General features: G+C 38.2%; 15 protein-coding genes (1 of these 15 cut by a window edge). 8 read left to right on the top strand and 7 right to left on the bottom strand.

Annotated features, from left to right (window positions below; genetic code table 11):
- The 7 genes from gyrA to dnaA all read right to left on the bottom strand — a co-directional run.
- Window positions 1-2,282, bottom strand: the 5' portion of a protein-coding gene (gene gyrA / locus QFZ31_RS20650) for a DNA gyrase subunit A (protein ID WP_307306378.1). The gene continues 289 nt to the left of window position 1, outside the view; 2,282 of the gene's 2,571 nt are visible here — the first part of the coding sequence; its start codon is at window positions 2,280-2,282; its stop codon lies off the left edge, out of view.
- 170 nt (window positions 2,283-2,452) lie between these two features.
- Window positions 2,453-4,375, bottom strand: coding sequence for a DNA topoisomerase (ATP-hydrolyzing) subunit B (gene gyrB, locus QFZ31_RS20655; RefSeq protein WP_179599083.1), 1,923 nt, complete (start codon window positions 4,373-4,375; stop codon window positions 2,453-2,455).
- Window positions 4,376-4,444: 69 nt separating this feature from the next.
- Window positions 4,445-4,693, bottom strand: a complete 249-nt coding sequence (gene remB / locus QFZ31_RS20660) for an extracellular matrix regulator RemB (RefSeq protein WP_179599000.1) — start codon at window positions 4,691-4,693, stop codon at window positions 4,445-4,447.
- 10 nt (window positions 4,694-4,703) lie between these two features.
- Window positions 4,704-5,822, bottom strand: coding sequence for a DNA replication/repair protein RecF (gene recF / locus QFZ31_RS20665; protein ID WP_307306382.1), 1,119 nt, complete (start codon window positions 5,820-5,822; stop codon window positions 4,704-4,706).
- A 16-nt stretch (window positions 5,823-5,838) separates the two neighbouring features.
- Window positions 5,839-6,057, bottom strand: coding sequence for a S4 domain-containing protein YaaA (yaaA, locus tag QFZ31_RS20670; RefSeq protein WP_179598996.1), 219 nt, complete (start codon window positions 6,055-6,057; stop codon window positions 5,839-5,841).
- Between the two features lie 103 nt (window positions 6,058-6,160).
- Window positions 6,161-7,297: a DNA polymerase III subunit beta gene (gene dnaN, locus QFZ31_RS20675; protein WP_179598994.1), complete on the bottom strand. Its 1,137-nt coding sequence runs from the start codon at window positions 7,295-7,297 to the stop codon at window positions 6,161-6,163.
- Window positions 7,298-7,504: 207 nt separating this feature from the next.
- A complete protein-coding gene (gene dnaA, locus QFZ31_RS20680; protein ID WP_307306386.1) occupies window positions 7,505-8,851 on the bottom strand; it encodes a chromosomal replication initiator protein DnaA in 1,347 nt (448 codons plus the stop codon).
- Window positions 8,852-9,555: 704 nt separating this feature from the next.
- Here dnaA and rpmH point away from each other — a divergent pair.
- The 8 genes from rpmH (at window position 9,556) to noc (ending at window position 17,218) form a co-directional block, all read left to right on the top strand.
- A complete protein-coding gene (rpmH, locus tag QFZ31_RS20685; protein ID WP_063255153.1) occupies window positions 9,556-9,690 on the top strand; it encodes a 50S ribosomal protein L34 in 135 nt (44 codons plus the stop codon).
- A gap of 66 nt (window positions 9,691-9,756) precedes the next feature.
- Entirely contained in the window at window positions 9,757-10,101 is a 345-nt protein-coding gene (gene rnpA, locus QFZ31_RS20690; protein WP_179598990.1) for a ribonuclease P protein component, read from the top strand.
- 148 nt (window positions 10,102-10,249) lie between these two features.
- A complete protein-coding gene (gene spoIIIJ / locus QFZ31_RS20695) occupies window positions 10,250-11,026 on the top strand; it encodes a YidC family membrane integrase SpoIIIJ (protein WP_307306390.1) in 777 nt (258 codons plus the stop codon).
- Window positions 11,023-11,643, top strand: coding sequence for an RNA-binding cell elongation regulator Jag/EloR (gene jag, locus QFZ31_RS20700; RefSeq protein ID WP_307306392.1), 621 nt, complete (start codon window positions 11,023-11,025; stop codon window positions 11,641-11,643). Before spoIIIJ ends, jag begins: the two co-directional genes overlap by 4 nt.
- 280 nt (window positions 11,644-11,923) lie before the next feature.
- Window positions 11,924-13,309, top strand: coding sequence for a tRNA uridine-5-carboxymethylaminomethyl(34) synthesis GTPase MnmE (gene mnmE / locus QFZ31_RS20705; protein WP_307306395.1), 1,386 nt, complete (start codon window positions 11,924-11,926; stop codon window positions 13,307-13,309).
- A 30-nt stretch (window positions 13,310-13,339) separates the two neighbouring features.
- Window positions 13,340-15,229 (top strand): tRNA uridine-5-carboxymethylaminomethyl(34) synthesis enzyme MnmG, encoded by a 1,890-nt coding sequence (mnmG, locus tag QFZ31_RS20710; RefSeq protein WP_307306398.1) that lies wholly within the window; start codon window positions 13,340-13,342, stop codon window positions 15,227-15,229.
- A gap of 274 nt (window positions 15,230-15,503) precedes the next feature.
- Window positions 15,504-16,220, top strand: coding sequence for a 16S rRNA (guanine(527)-N(7))-methyltransferase RsmG (gene rsmG, locus QFZ31_RS20715; protein WP_307306401.1), 717 nt, complete (start codon window positions 15,504-15,506; stop codon window positions 16,218-16,220).
- A gap of 101 nt (window positions 16,221-16,321) precedes the next feature.
- Window positions 16,322-17,218 carry a nucleoid occlusion protein gene (noc, locus tag QFZ31_RS20720; RefSeq protein WP_179598978.1) on the top strand — a complete coding sequence of 299 codons (897 nt, stop codon included), beginning with the start codon at window positions 16,322-16,324 and terminating at the stop codon, window positions 17,216-17,218.
- The last annotated feature ends 101 nt before the right edge of the window (window positions 17,219-17,319 follow it).

A 17,319-nucleotide genomic window follows, 5' to 3' on the forward strand; every position in this document is an offset into this window, starting at 1 on the left:
TCTTCTTCACCTGTTACAGCCCTTACAGAAACTAATGAGCCATTCTTTTCGGTAACATGACAAGTTTTAATACCTTTACCGCCTCTGCCTTGAATTCGATACTCCTCTGCTGGTGTACGTTTTCCATATCCGTTCTTAGTTACGATAAGGACGCTGCTATTTTCCTCAAGCACTTCCATACCAACTACCTCATCATCCGAATCTAAGGTGATTCCTTTTACCCCAGTTGCGGTTCTTCCCATAGAGCGAACATCGGTTTCAGGGAAACGGATTAGCATACCCTTTTTCGTTCCAATGATCATATGTTTTGTTCCATCTGTTAAGCGAACAGAAATCAGTTCATCACCTTCACGAAGATTTAACGCAATTAAGCCATTATTACGAATATGTGCAAATGATGTTAATGGAGAACGCTTAGAGATACCTTCTTTTGTCGTAAAGAATAAGTACCAATCATCCACAAATTCCTCAATTGGAATAATGGCATTAACCCATTCTCCTTTTTCAATTCCAAGAAGGTTAATGATTGGCAGCCCTTTTGCTGTACGGCTGTATTCAGGGATTTCATATCCCTTTGAACGATAAACCTTACCTTTATTTGTAAAGAAGAGAATTGTATCATGAGTAGATGTCGTGATTAAATGCTCCACGAAGTCATCCTCATTGGTACCCATCCCTTGTATACCGCGACCGCCTCTTTTTTGTGCGCGGTACGTTGAAACAGGCAGACGTTTAATATAGCCATTATGTGTTAACGTAATAACAATATTTTCACGTGGGATGAGATCTTCATCTTCTATATTTTCAATTCCGCCTGTTACGATTTCCGTACGGCGATTATCATTAAATCGCTCTTTGAGCTCTAGTAATTCTTCACGTATGATTTCAAGAACCTTTTCTTCATCAGCTAGTATTGCTTTTAATTCCGCGATTAGCTTAACAAGACTTTGGTACTCTTCCTCAATTTTCTCCCTTTCTAAACCAGTTAAACGCTGTAAACGCATGTCAAGTATCGCTTGTGCTTGTTTTTCAGAGAGGTTAAATTGCGTCATTAATCCTTCGCGCGCAATATCTGTTGTCTGAGAGCTTCTAATTAAGCTAATGACAGCATCGAGATTATCCAAGGCAATTCTTAAACCATCTAATATATGAGCCCTTGCTTCTGCCTTTCGCAGCTCAAATTCTGTTCGTCTGCGAATAACGACAATTTGATGGTCTAAATAATGGACTAAACATTGTTTTAAATTTAATACCTTGGGATGTCCATTTACTAGGGCTAGTGTATTAATACCAAAGCTAGTTTGAAGAGACGTTTGTTTATATAAGTTATTTAGTAGGACATTTGCATTTGCGTCTTTACGAACCTCAATAACAATACGCATTCCATTGCGGTCAGATTCATCACGTAAATCAGTAATGCCTTCTATTTTTTTATCACGATGCAATTCTGCGATTCGTTCAACTAATTTCGCTTTGTTTACTTGGTATGGTAATTCGTTAATAATAATAACTTCTTTACCATTTGATTTTTGTTCAATCTCAACTTTTCCGCGTATGGTGATTGACCCTCTACCTGTTTCGTATGCTTTACGAATACCGCTTCGGCCAATAATGATTCCTCCGGTTGGAAAGTCCGGGCCAGGAATGACCTCCATTAATTCTTGGATAGTGATCTCTGGGTCACGAGTAACAGCTAATACGCCATCAATCACTTCACCTAGCTGGTGTGGTGGAATATTTGTAGCCATACCAACAGCAATACCCATAGAACCATTGACTAATAGATTAGGGAATCTTGCTGGTAGAACAGAAGGCTCTCTTTCTTCACCATCATAGTTGTCCTGGAAATCGATTGTGTCTTTGTTAATATCCCTAAGTAGTTCCATAGAGATTTTGGACATTCTAGACTCTGTATAACGCATTGCCGCAGCTGAATCCCCATCTACTGATCCAAAATTTCCATGTCCATCAACAAGCATATAACGATAGTTAAAGTCCTGCGCCATCCGTACCATTGTTTCATATACGGCAGAATCTCCATGCGGGTGATATTTACCGATTACATCCCCAACGATACGAGCTGATTTTTTATAAGGTTTATCCGCGTGTATGCCAAGATCATGCATAGCGTATAAAATACGGCGATGAACTGGTTTTAAACCATCTCGAACATCTGGAAGGGCACGAGAAACAATAACACTCATTGCATAGTCAAGAAACGATGTTTTCATTTCTTGGCTGATATTAATATCTTTCACTTGAGAATTTGGTGTTTCGGCCATTTTAGTACCTCCTATTTTGGTGACGATCTGCCTTTAATCATCATCCAATGAGATCAAGATAAACGAAAAAAGGAGGATAGTGGTCACCCCTCTATCCCTTTTTGAAAAGCGGAAGCGCCTTGTCCAGTGGCTTAAGCCCCCGAACCCCTAAGCGCTGTCGCTAGACAAAACTATATATCTAAATTCTTTACGTATTGAGCGTTTTCTTCAATGAAGTTACGGCGCGGCTCTACCTTGTCTCCCATTAACATTTCAAATGTTTCATCTGCTTCAATCGCGTCTTCTAGACTCACTTGAAGCATAGTTCTATTAGCAGGATCCATTGTGGTTTCCCATAATTGTTCAGGATTCATTTCTCCTAAACCTTTATACCGCTGGATATTAGGCTTCGGCTGACTTGGGAGCTCTGCGAATATTTTTTCTAACTCTTTGTCATCATAAGCATACCTAACCTTTTTTCCTTGCTGAACTTTATATAATGGCGGCTGAGCAATGTATACATAACCAGCTTCTAAAATTTTTCGAATATAACGGTAGAAGAAGGTTAACAATAACGTTCGAATATGAGCACCATCAACGTCCGCATCCGTCATAATGACTATTTTATGGTATCTTGCTTTCGCAATATCAAAATCTTCACCAATACCTGTTCCTATTGCCGTAATCATAGAACGAACCTCGTTATTGGAGAGAATCCGATCTAAACGTGCTTTCTCAACATTGAGTATTTTTCCTCTCAATGGCAGAATTGCTTGGAAATGGCGGTCACGGCCTTGCTTTGCCGAACCACCTGCCGAGTCACCCTCAACAATGTACAGTTCGCTGATAGAAGGGTCCTTTGATGAACAGTCAGCTAATTTCCCAGGTAAACTTGAAACCTCTAAAGCACTCTTTCGGCGCGTCAATTCTCTAGCTTTCTTTGCCGCTAGTCTTGCTCTGGCAGCCATTAATCCTTTTTCAACGATTTTTTTAGCTACTGGTGGATTTTCTAGTAAGAATTTTTCAAAGTGGCTTGAGAACAATGAATCCGTTATCGTTCTTACTTCAGAGTTTCCAAGCTTTGTTTTCGTTTGCCCTTCGAATTGTGGGTCCGGATGCTTAATTGAAACAATCGCAGTTAAGCCTTCACGAACATCTTCACCAGATAGGTTCGTATCATTTTCTTTTATCAAACCATTTTTTCTTGCATAATCATTTATAACACGGGTTAAACCGGTTTTAAATCCAGATTCATGGGTACCGCCTTCATAGGTGTGGATGTTATTCGCAAAGGAATAAATGCTGTCCGTATACCCCTCATTGTATTGAAGAGCTACTTCAACGCTAATACCGTCACGTTCTCCCTCAATATAGATCGGCTCATCATGAATAACCTCTTTTGTGCGGTTTAAATGCTCTACATACGATTTAATGCCGCCTTCGTAGTAATATTCATTCTGTTTATTTTCTACACGATTATCTTTAATCGTGATTTTTATTCCTCGATTTAAGAATGCGAGTTCACGCAGACGAGTTGCTAAAATATCATATTCATATTCCAATGTTTCAGTAAAAATTTCACCGTCTGGTTTAAAGTGAGTAATTGTACCTGTTGTATCTGTTGTTCCGACGACCTCTAATTCTTGAACCACAGCTCCACGTTCAAACTTAATGGAGTATATATTACCGTCACGATGTACCAAAACATCTAAATTTGTGGAGAGTGCATTAACTACGGAGGCACCTACACCATGCAGTCCACCAGAAACCTTATATCCTCCGCCGCCGAATTTACCTCCGGCATGAAGCACGGTCATGATAACTTCAACTGCTGGTCTGCCCATTTTTTCTTGAATTCCGACTGGTATACCACGTCCGTTATCTTTAACAGTTATACTGTTATCTTCCTCAATAATGACATTGATTTCGTCACAATATCCTGCCAATGCCTCATCAATACTGTTATCTACAATTTCCCAGACAAGATGATGGAGACCTTTTCCACTAGTTGAACCAATATACATACCAGGTCTTTTTCTAACAGCTTCCAGACCTTCAAGAACCTGTATTTGATCAGCACCATATTCTTGTTCCTGGACTACTTTTTGTTCCATTGTCATATCGTTCACCCCGCACTTTCATTCAAAAAAATCACTCTATAACCTAAATGAAAAATAATAATCTCAAGATTCCTGCATTTCCTTTTGATTTGAACGTTTTTTTAATGTTCCAGAAGAAATTGGGGATAAATAAACCTTGTCGTAAGTAATTACGACAGATTTAAAGGGGTTTTTCGAAAGGTTAACAAGCTTTTCCTTATGCTGTTCTAAGAACTCTTCGACTAGATTTGAAGAATTCACGCACCCTTTATCAAGAATGGCGATGATATCCTTCGCCCTGATATTTAAATCTTCCCCGACATGAATATACACACTTACCACCTCAATTAACTTTATTGATAACACCAGACTCTACTTCAAAAGTTGAAGCTTCTTTTAATGTTTGATGATGGATTCCGTCCACACTCGTTGTTGTAACGAATGTTTGGACCTTCCCCTGGATGGTATTAAGCAAGTGTGACTGACGATAATCATCTAATTCCGATAAAACATCGTCAAGGAGTAAGATGGGATATTCGCGAATTTCTGAATGAATTAATTCAATTTCGGCAAGCTTAACAGAAAGTGCCGTTGTTCTTTGCTGACCTTGTGATCCAAATGTCGAAACATCCCGATTATTTACAAAAAACAACAAATCATCACGATGTGGTCCAAATAAGGTTGTACCACGTTCTATTTCCCTACTTCTAACTTTACTAAATTTTTCCTCAAAGCTTGCTTTCATTTTCGACAAATCTTGGTCTTCTAATACATCAACAGATGGTTTATAGACAATTTCTAATGATTCCAGCCCTCTAGAAATGCCCTTATGAATAGGCTTAGCCCAATTTTCAAGCAAGTGGAGAAACTCAAACCTTTTGAATACTATTTTCACAGCCATATCAATAAACTGCTCAGTAAGAATTTCGAGCATGGTTTGATCGGTTTGTTTTTTTATTTGCAACATTTTCAAAAAATGATTTCTCTGTTGAAGTATTTTTTGATATTGACTCATATCATGTAAATAAATGGGCGACACCTGCCCAATTTCCATATCAATAAACCGCCTTCTTACTTGCGGGCTGCCTTTTACTAAATTTAAATCTTCCGGTGCGAACATGACCACATTCATGTTCCCGACATATTGGCTTAGTTTCTGCTGCTCTATATGGTTGCATTTAGCCTTTTTTCCTTTTTTGGAAATAATTAATTGCAATGGCAATGAGCTGTGCTGTTTTTGAACCCTACCCTCTATTTTAGCATACTCCTGGTCCCAGCGAATAAGATCTTTATCATTTGATGTTCGATGAGACTTAGCCATCGCTAAAACATAAATAGATTCCATCACATTTGTTTTACCCTGAGCGTTTTCCCCAAGGATGACATTAACTTTATTTTCAAACTCGACCGACAGGCTCTGATAATTTCGATAATCCCTCAGTGCTAATTGTTCAATATACATGAAAACGACACAACCTTTAGTTACTCGTAATCAAAAACTCTCCAAAGCCGGGAATTGTGACTTTATCTCCCGCTCGAAGCTTTCTTCCTCTTCTTTGATCTTGTTCGCCATTAATAAAAATATCGTTTTCACTTAAAAACCATTTTGCCATTCCACCAGATTGGATGACGTCAGCTAATTTAAGAAATTGTCCTAACGTAATAAACTCTGTATTTAGCTTTATTTCTTCAGGCAATGTTTATCACTCATTTCTAAAATGGTCTCAATACTTTATTTTACTAAAAAACAAAAAATAAAGAAAGTCACCAAAAAACATGGTGACTATTCATGCGGTTATCCTAGTAAGTTCTTACAGGTAAAATCAGCTGAAGTGTGGTTTCATCATGCAGTGGATTGATAACAAAAGGTCTCATCGCTCCAGTGAAACTAATCCTTATATCTGTACCTTCAAGTGCTTTTAGGGCGTCCATCATATATTTAGCACTAAAAGATATCTTTAATTCTTCTCCATCGATGGATTGACTTTGAATTTCTTCGACGACTTTACCTACTTCAGGTGTGTTGGAGGAAATCTCTATTACTCCGCCATCAATAGTTGAAAGTTTCACAACATTATTTCTGCCTTCACGGGCAAGTAAGGAAGCACGATCAATGGCATGTAAGAATTCCTTTGTATTAACAATAATATCAGTTTTACTTTCACTTGGAATCAGTCTAGAAGTGTCAGGATAATTTCCTTCTAGCAACCTTGAGAAAAATAATAAATGCTTCGCTTTAAACAAAATTTGATTTTCTGTGATAACGATATCTATTAATTCATTCGAGTCATCTATGATTTTACTCAGTTCATTCAGACTCTTACCTGGTATAACAACATTGTAGCTTTCGTTATTTTCAATTTCTATTTTTGCTTTTCTTAATGCCAGACGATGGCTATCTGTTGCAATACAGTTTAGTTCACCATTTTCAATCTTCCAGTTTACACCTGTCAAGATGGGACGTGTTTCTGAGGTGGATACGGCAAAAAAGGTTTGGCGTATCATCGTTTTCAGAAGATCCGTTGCAATATGAAATTTATTATTTTCTTCTATTTGTGGCAGGTGCGGATACTCTTCTGCGTCAAGTCCGTTTAAATTAAATTCAGATTTCCCAGAGCGGATAACGGTTTGTAAAGATCCTAGTACTTCAATTTCGACTGAGTCAGTAGGTAATTTTTTTACAATTTCACTAAAAAATTTTGCTTGAAGGACGATAGAACCAGCTTGTTTGATTTCTACAATCTCATCTCCATCTTCCTCATTTGGAATAAAAGACTCAATTGAAATATCGGAATCACTTCCCGTTAGGGTTACTCCTTCGCTGCTAGCTGTAATTTTGATTCCCGTTAAAATTGGGATTGTCGTTCTCGAAGTGACAGCCTTCATAACATCTTGGACACTTTGGACAAGGCGATCCCGTTGGATGATAAACCTCATTTTATAATCCTCCCAGCAATTTTTTTGTTCTAAGCACGCATAATTGAAAATTTTTGAACATATAATAATAAGTTTTTTAAATAAAAAACAGTAGAAGTACTAGTAGGCCCTGTTAGTATGTGGATAACCTATTTTTTGCAATGGAAACACAGTCTATCCACATGTGGACAGACTGTGCATAAACTAGTCCAAGTTATTCACATTATTTTAAACTCTCAACAACTCATTTAGCTCTTTCATTTGCTTTTGCAGCTGAAGATCAGTTTGCAAAAGTTTGGAAATCTTTTCATGAGCATGGATGACTGTGGTATGATCACGACCTCCAAATTCTTCTCCTATCTTTGGTAATGAATAATCGGTTAATTCCCGTGATAGGTACATCGCAATTTGTCTAGGAAAGGCTACTGATTTTGTTCTCTTTTTAGCTTTAAAATCTTCAAGTTTTACACTATAGTGCTCACCGACGGTTCTCTGGATATCAAGAATGGTGATTACTTTAGGTTTTGAGCTAGGGATGATATCCTTTAACGCTTCCGAAGCTAAATCGGCATTAATATCTTTATTGATTAAGGAAGAATAAGCTACCACGCGGATTAATGCTCCCTCAAGCTCTCTGATATTTGTATCAATTTGGTTAGCGATATAGAGCATAACCTCATTTGGTATATCTAATCCTTCAGCCTTAGCCTTTTTCCGAAGAATCGCAATTCTTGTTTCTAAATCTGGAGGAGTAATATCTGTGATTAATCCCCATTCAAAACGTGAACGCAGTCTGTCTTCAAGTGTTGGAATTTCCCTAGGCGGACGGTCACTTGAAATAACGATTTGTTTGCTTTCCTCATGAAGAGTATTAAAAGTATGGAAAAATTCCTCTTGCGTTGATTCTTTTCCAGCTAAGAATTGAATATCATCAATTAGTAACACATCAACGTTTCGATACTTGTTGCGGAATTCGACAGCTTTATTGTCACGAATAGAATTAATAAATTCGTTCGTGAATTTCTCTGAAGACAAATAAACTACCTTTGCGTTTGGTTTATGCTCTAAAACGTAATGACCAATTGCGTGCATTAAGTGTGTTTTTCCTAAACCAACGCCCCCATAAATAAATAAGGGATTGTATGCTTTTGCGGGTGCTTCAGCTACAGCAAGGGATGCTGCGTGCGCAAATCGGTTGCCCGAACCAATAACAAACGTATCAAAAAGATACTTTGGGTTTAAAATATTTTGTGGAAAATCATGCTGATCATCCTCTTTTTTTGCCTTTTTAGCTGGCAATAGCAAGTCAGGGTCTTCCTCTTTTTGATTTTGCGGAATAATGAACTTAACAGATAGCTCTTCTCCAGTAATTTCATACAGGATTCCAGCAATTAACTGAGAGTAACGCTCCTCGAGCCAATCACGTGCAAATTCATTTGGAGCAGTAATCACAAGTAGATTGCCTTGAAGGGAATGGGCCTTTGTGGACTTCAGCCAGGTGTCATAACTAGGCTTGCTAATCTTTTTCTCAATATTGGCTAAAGCAGCATTCCAAAGATCCGCAATATTCTCCAACGGTTGTCCCTCCTTTATTATCTATCTATTATTCAAATGCATTTTGCAGGTTCGTTTCTGTCTAAACTCCATATATAGAGATATTTTTTCACAAAGAGTTGTGAAGTATCCGTAAATCGCAACCCCATAACAATTGGGCAATAGTTCCGTGAAAAAACAATGTTATACAAGCTGTACAACCTACTAATTTATAAATATACGAAACAATGGTTGTGGAAAAACATAATATAGGAAATAATGTGGAGTTTCGACAATATCCACCGCTTGTGGACAAGGTTCTGCAGTATGCTAGAATAACTTGTCCACACCTTATCCACAATTTGTGGATAACATATTTTAGAGACGAAGTTATTCAGAGTGAAAACACAAATATAATATCAGATAAAAGGCAGGTGTGCAATGCCTTTTCACCGTTTATCCACAACTGTAACAAGATGTGATTAAAACTTGTCCACAAGTAGTGGTTCCTGTGCAAAAACTGTCAATATCTTGTGAAACCTCGAAAAAAAAGTCGAAAAAAATATCCACAGGTAAATTTTTAAAAAGAAGATTGCTTTAAAATCTTTAGTGATTAGAAATGGAGCTTGACGTAAAAAAATTTGGAACTGGGGAACAATATTTTAAGGGTGGTTGACAATATGGGGGTCCGTCTTTATAATAAATTAGACTGTCTTTAACAGCTATTCCTCAGGGAGGTGTCATATATGAAAAGAACATATCAACCAAATAAACGTAAACATAGTAAAGTTCACGGTTTCCGTAGTCGTATGAGCAGTGCAAACGGACGTAAAGTTCTAGCACGCCGTCGCCAAAAAGGAAGAAAAGTATTATCAGCTTAGGCCACTGAAACATCAGTGGTCTTTTTTCTAATAAAATCTTTCTAATGTAGATGGAAGGTGTTTTCTATGAAGAAAGAATTACGGGTAAAGAAGAATAAAGAATTTCAAGAGGCATTTCAAAAAGGACAATCCTTTGCTAACCGGCAGTTTGTTGTCTATAGCCTGCCGAAAGAGGGTCAAGAGGATTTTCGAATCGGACTTTCAGTCAGCAAGAAAGTAGGAAATGCTGTAACGAGAAATCAAATAAAACGATACATAAGACAAGCTGTTTTCGAACTATCAGATCAAATTGTTCCAGGGAATGATTACGTGATTATTGCTAGAAAACCTGCAGCTGATATGGACTTTTTTGAAGTGAAAAAAAGTTTAACCCATGTCTTTAAGGTTGGTAAGGTTTTCAAGAGAAGGTAGTCAGTTAAAATAATGTTGTATTCATTATAAAATTAAGAGGTAAATTATTCTAAAAGATGGTAAAATACCATTTGAATATCACATTCGTTATTTTATAAAAAATTTTAATATTAAATAGAATATAAATTGTTCAAGGAGGAAAATTCGGTTGAAAAAACGAATATTACTTTTGCTTGGCATAGTTTCTGTATTTTTGTTATTAGCTGGTTGTACAGAAATTAATAAGCCAATAAATGCTGAAAGTACAGGTTTTTGGAACGAGTACATAGTCTATCCGCTGTCCTGGGTGATTGTAAAAGGTGCAGAAATACTTGGTGGAAGCTTTGGATTATCACTTATTGTGGTTACGTTACTGATTCGATTAGCAATTTTGCCGCTAATGATAAAGCAGACAAGAAGCTCGAAAGCAATGCAGGCGCTGCAGCCAGAAATGAAGGCGCTTCGAGAAAAATACAGCTCTAAGGATCAGAAGACACAGCAGAAATTACAGCAAGAAACAATGGCTCTTTTTCAAAAGCACGGAGTAAATCCGATGGCGGGATGTTTTCCATTAATCGTCCAAATGCCTATTCTAATTGGTTTTTATCATGCAATATCAAGAACAAGAGAAATTGCTGATCATAGTTTCCTGTGGTTTGATCTTGGGGACAAGGATCCTTTTTACATCCTGCCAATTATTGCGGGTATCACTACATTTATTCAGCAAAAATTGATGATGGCCGGTCAAGAGCATAATCCGCAAATGGCGATGATGCTTTGGATGATGCCGATTATGATTGTCATTTTTGCTTTTAATTTCCCAGCAGCCCTTTCCTTATATTGGGTAGTCGGAAATCTTTTCATGATTGTTCAAACCTATTTCATTAAAGGACCGGACTTGAGAAAAGTGCAAGAATCCGGTAAAGCGGGAGGAGCAAAAAAGTGAAACAAGTAACTGCTACCGGACAAACAGTCGAAGAAGCAGTGGAATCAGCTTTAGCTCAGTTAAATACAACAAAAGACCGCACAGATGTAGCTATAATTGACGAAGGTAAAAAGGGTATTTTTGGGATTTTTGGTTCGCGTCCTGCTGTCGTTAAGGTTACTGTCATCATTGATCCAATTGAAGAGGCTAAGAAATTTCTTCTTCAGGTTAGTGAACAAATGGGAGCTCCTATCGATATCGAAACGAGACGAGATGGAAAACAAATTCTATTTGTTATGACTGGTGAAAAGATCGCTCTTTTAATTGGAAAAAGAGGACAAACGTTAAATTCACTGCAATATTTAACACAGCTAATCGTTAATCGTTTTTCTAATCAATACTTAACGGTTATTTTGGATGCGGAAGATTACCGAAATCGAAGAAATGATACGCTGATCCAGTTAGCTCATCGTCTTGCCCTTAAGGCTGTAAAAACTGGCAAGGATGTTGCGTTGGAACCAATGCCTTCTTACGAGCGTAAAGTCATTCATACAGCATTATCCGACAATAAACGCGTTAAAACCTTTTCAGATGGTTCAGATCCACACAGGCATATCGTTATTTCACCAGTTAAATAAAATGAGTAAAAGACATCCTGTTTGAAGGATGTCTTTTTTTTGGTGTCATTAATTTAGATCTAATAAGCACATGTTTATAACAATTATTTGAAATCTCTTGTTTTATTGTTATTCACATGTGGATAAGTTAAAATAATAGGTAGACATTTTTACAAGTTGTGGATAAATCGACGCTAGGATTTCTCATTTTTCAGAGAAGAACAGATGTGGTATTCTAATAATTTGGAGTAAAAATATTTCATTTTTATATAGATTAATTTTATAAAGAGTGGTGAACGTAATGGAATTCGATACGATAGCTGCCATATCGACACCGATGGGTGAGGGAGCAATTGCAATTGTACGGTTGAGTGGCGATGATTCCATTAAAATCGCGGATCAAATTTTTCGAAGCATCGGCGGTAAAAGGTTAACAGAGGTTCCAACCCATACGATTCATTATGGTCATTTAATTGATCCAAAGACGGAGCAAGTAATTGAAGAAGTAATGGTATCGATTATGAAGGGACCAAAAACTTTTACGAAAGAGGATGTAGTTGAAATAAATTGTCACGGCGGGATTGTTTCTGTGAATCGGGTATTGCAGCATGTACTGGCCTATGGGGCTAGACTGGCTGAACCAGGTGAATTTACAAAACGGGCGTTTCTAAATGGCCGGATTGATTTATCTCAAGCAGAAGCAGTAATGGATTTAATCAGAGCCAAAACGGATCGTGCGATGAATGTTGCCTTAGGACAAATGGAAGGCCGGTTATCAAAGTTAATTAGGGGCTTGCGTCAGGAAATTTTAGAAATACTTGCGCATGTCGAAGTAAATATAGATTATCCCGAATATGACGATGTTGAAGAAATGACACATAATATGTTGTTAGAAAAGGCTATCTATGTTCGAGATGAGTTAAAAAAACTGCTGCAAACCTCTCAGCAGGGTAAAATTTTGCGAGAAGGTCTTTCAACTGTAATTGTTGGCCGGCCAAACGTCGGGAAATCTTCTTTATTAAATAGTCTCGTTCAAGAGAATAAAGCAATTGTCACTGACATTCCGGGGACAACCCGTGATGTGATTGAAGAGTATGTCAATGTTCGCGGCGTACCGCTAAGACTATTAGATACTGCGGGTATAAGAGAAACGGAAGATATTGTTGAACGGATCGGGGTAGAAAAGTCTAGACAGGTATTAAAAGAAGCAGATTTAATATTATTAGTGCTTAATTATGCTGATCAATTTACAAAAGAGGATGAAAATCTTTTTGAAGCTGTAAAAGGGATGGATGTTATTGTCATCGTTAATAAGACAGACCTCACGCAGCAAATTGATATGGAGCGTGTAAAGGAGCTGGCGAGAGAGCATAAAATCGTCACCACCTCATTATTAGAGGATCGCGGGGTTGATGAGCTCGAAGAAGCTATATCATCCTTGTTCTTTGAAGGGTCGATTGACGCTGGAGATATGACGTATCTATCTAACAGCCGCCACATTGCTTTGATCGGACAAAGTTTGCACACAATAGAAGAAGCAATTAATGGAGTAGAAATGGGAACTCCTATTGATATCGTTCAAATAGATATAACAAGAACATGGGAAATGCTTGGGGAAGTTATCGGCGATAGTGTACACGAAAGTTTAATCGATCAGCTATTTTCACAGTTCTGTCTAGGAAAGTAATAGAAAAAGTATAGAAAGAGGAGGAAAGAGATGTCATACGAAGCAGGTAATTTTGACGTTGTGGTCATTGGGGCTGGTCATGCAGGCTGTGAGGCAGGCCTCGCGGCGGCACGTATGGGTGCAAAGACTCTAATGATCACCATTAACCTCGATATGGTTGCTTTTATGCCATGTAATCCATCAATTGGCGGACCGGCAAAAGGAATTGTTGTCCGGGAAATAGATGCACTTGGCGGCGAAATGGGCAGAAATATCGATAAAACATATATTCAAATGAGAATGTTGAATACGGGGAAGGGTCCCGCAGTGCGTGCTTTGCGTGCCCAAGCAGATAAAGTTGACTACCAGTACGAAATGAAAAGAACAATAGAAGAAACACCAAACCTTACACTCCTTCAAGGAATGGTTGAAAGACTAATCGTTGAGGATGGAGTCTGTGTTGGGGTAATTACAAAAACAGGTGCGATTTACCGTGCCAAAACAGTTGTTATCACGACTGGTACCTATCTTCGTGGAGAAATCATCCTCGGAGAATTGAAATATTCAAGCGGTCCAAATAATCAACAGCCATCGATTAAGTTATCGGAGCATTTAGAGGAACTTGGATTTGAACTTGTTCGTTTTAAGACAGGAACTCCGCCGCGTGTTAACAGTCATACGATTGATTACAGTAAAACAGAAATTCAGCCTGGGGATGATGTTCCAAGAGCGTTCTCATATGAAACAACTAAGTATATTACTGACCAACTTCCATGCTGGTTGACGTATACAAATGAGCAAACTCATACATTAATTGATCAAAACCTTCATCGTTCACCGATGTATTCAGGAATGATTAAAGGAACAGGTCCGCGTTACTGTCCATCTATCGAAGATAAAGTGGTCCGTTTCAACGATAAGCCGCGTCACCAAATCTTCCTCGAGCCTGAAGGCAGAAAAACACAAGAAGTTTATGTACAAGGCTTATCGACAAGTTTACCGGAAGATGTTCAGCAGCAAATCCTCAAAACCATTCCAGGTTTAGAAAATGTTCAAATGATGAGATCTGGATATGCGATTGAGTATGATGCGATTAATCCAACTCAGCTTTGGCCGACACTTGAAACAAAGGTAGTTAAAAATCTCTTTACTGCTGGTCAAATTAATGGAACTTCTGGATATGAAGAAGCAGCGGGACAAGGGATTATGGCAGGAATCAATGCAGGTCTTAGTGCACTTGGAAAAGACCCATTAATCTTAAGTCGTTCAGATGCCTATATTGGTGTATTAATAGATGATTTAATCACAAAAGGAACAAATGAACCATATCGTCTGCTAACATCCAGAGCAGAATATCGTCTTTTGTTACGCCATGATAATGCAGACTTACGGTTGACGGACATTGGTTATTCGATTGGTCTAATACCTGAAGAACGTTATCAAAGATTTTTAGCTAAAAAAGCTGCGGTAGAAGCAGAAAAAGAAAGGCTGTCATCAACTAGAATAAGACCTTCCACTGAAGTTCAGGAGCTTATTCGAAGCATTGGCGGTAGTGAACTTAAGGATGGAATTCTTGCCTCCGATTTATTGAAGCGACCTGAAATGAACTATGAACACATCGAAAGACTAGCACCAAGCGCTGTGGAATTAGACCAGGATATAAAAGAGCAGGTTGAAATTCAAGTTAAATATGACGGCTATATTGAAAAGTCACTTCAGCAGGTTGAACGTTTAAAGAAGATGGAGAATAAGAAAATTCCTGAAAACATCGACTATGACGCGATATCAAGTCTTGCAACGGAAGCAAAGCAAAAACTAAAACAAATTAAACCCTTATCACTTGCCCAAGCTTCTAGAATTTCTGGTGTAAATCCATCCGATATATCGATTCTTCTTGTATATTTGGAACAAGGAAAAGTGTCTAGAACAAGTAACTTATAATTTGCTTTGATATAGCTACATTTATTTTGGCACTCTGTTGATTTTCGCGGAAGGCACGAAGACTCCTGCGGGAGGACGGGCTGGGGAGACCACACAGGCGCTTAAGCGCCGAGGAGGCTCCCCGGCACGCCCGCGGAAAGCGAAGTGCCTCGTGACAGGCAAAAAGCGCCTGTCCCTGCGGAGATTATTCAAAGAAGCTTTCCTTAGTGGAGCGGAAATCAACAGAAACTTATAACAAAGCCCATAATTTTTACAAAAAGAGGAAGTTTTGCTGATGAATATCGAACAATTCAAAGCCATGCTTCTTGAGAAGGGGATTACCCTTAGTGATGAGCAGCTAAATCAATTTGATCAATATTTCCACACCTTAGTGGAGTGGAATGAAAAAATGAACCTAACTGCCATCACTGATCAAGAGGATGTCTACTTAAAACATTTCTATGATTCCATATCTGCTGCCTTTTACTTTGATTTCACGCAGCCTCTGCATCTATGTGATGTAGGTGCAGGTGCGGGGTTTCCAAGTATTCCTTTAAAAATTGCTTTTCCTCATTTGGAGGTAACCATCGTGGATTCATTAAATAAGCGAATTTCCTTTTTAAATCATTTAGCAAATGTATTAAAATTGGAAAACGTTCATTTCATTCACGACCGCGCTGAGACCTTCGGTGTAAATCCAGCTCATCGGGAGTCATATGACCTCGTAACAGCAAGGGCAGTAGCAAGAATGTCTGTGCTTAGCGAGCTTTGCCTTCCTCTTGTAAAAGTAGGAGGACATTTTATTGCCATGAAGGCTGCACATGCAAACGATGAGTTAACCGTCGGTCAAAAGGCAATTACGACTCTTGGAGGAAGATTAGAGCAAATGCACACTTTCACTTTGCCTATGGAAGAAAGTGAAAGAAATATTCTTGTGATTAAAAAGGAAAAACAAACACCGAAAAAATATCCACGAAAACCAGGGACACCTGGTAAAATGCCAATCGAATAGAGAAGGATATTTTTGTATAAATAAAACTGAAGGTTTTGGCAGGAAGAAAACTGTATAATAGAGAATAAGTAATAGGGAGTTTCGTAAAGGTGGTGTTGGGGATGAAGAATTCGTTTTCACGCTTTTTTGGCCTCGGCGAAAAGGGAGATCAAAAGGTTGAGTTAGAAAAAGAGCTTGAAAAAGAGCTAGAACAAGAACTTGAACAAGAACTAGATGTTGAAAAAAATGAGGAAATTAAAAAGATTCCGATTGAAAGTATTGTTCCTAACCGTTTTCAGCCTCGAACCGTATTCGACGATGAAAAAATAGAGGAGTTATCGCGAACAATCCATACACACGGAATCATTCAGCCAATTGTGGTCCGACAGTTTGATGGAAATTATGAAATTATTGCCGGAGAGCGCCGCTGGCGTGCAATGAAGAAGCTGGGCTGGGAAGAAGCACCAGCTATCATAAAAAATTATTCCGATAGAGAAACAGCCTCTGTGGCATTAATTGAGAATTTACAACGGGAAGAGCTGTCTCCGATTGAAGAGGCTATCGCCTATGGTAAGCTGCTCGAGCTGCATAATTTAACGCAAGAAGCTCTTGCTCAGCGTCTTGGAAAAGGTCAATCGACAGTGGCTAATAAGCTCCGGCTTTTAAAGCTGCCTCAGCCTATCCAAGAATCCTTGCTAAATAAAGAAATAACTGAACGGCATGCCCGTGCACTTATTCCACTTAAAAATCCAGAGAAACAAGTATTACTTTTACAGGATATTATTGAAAGAAATCTTAATGTAAAGCAAACAGAGGATCGAGTTGCCCGGCTGCTAGAAGAAAAGAATCAAAAACCGAAACCAAAAAGAAAAGCCTTCAGTAAGGATATGAGAATTGCTGTAAATACCATAAGGCAATCATTAACGATGGTATCAGATAACGGTATCAATCTCGACTCACATGAAGAAGAATTCGAAGAGTACTATCAATTTACAATAAAAATCCCAAAGAAAAAATAAAATATTTACAAATGGAACCAGACTATAAGCAGTTTGGTTTTTATTTTTGCATTTTAATGGGGATCGATTTATTTACGACTGTAAAATAATGGTATTTATTA

Source organism: Neobacillus niacini (genome assembly GCF_030817595.1).
In the GTDB taxonomy this organism is placed as follows: Bacteria; Bacillota; Bacilli; order Bacillales; family Cytobacillaceae; genus Neobacillus; species Neobacillus niacini_G.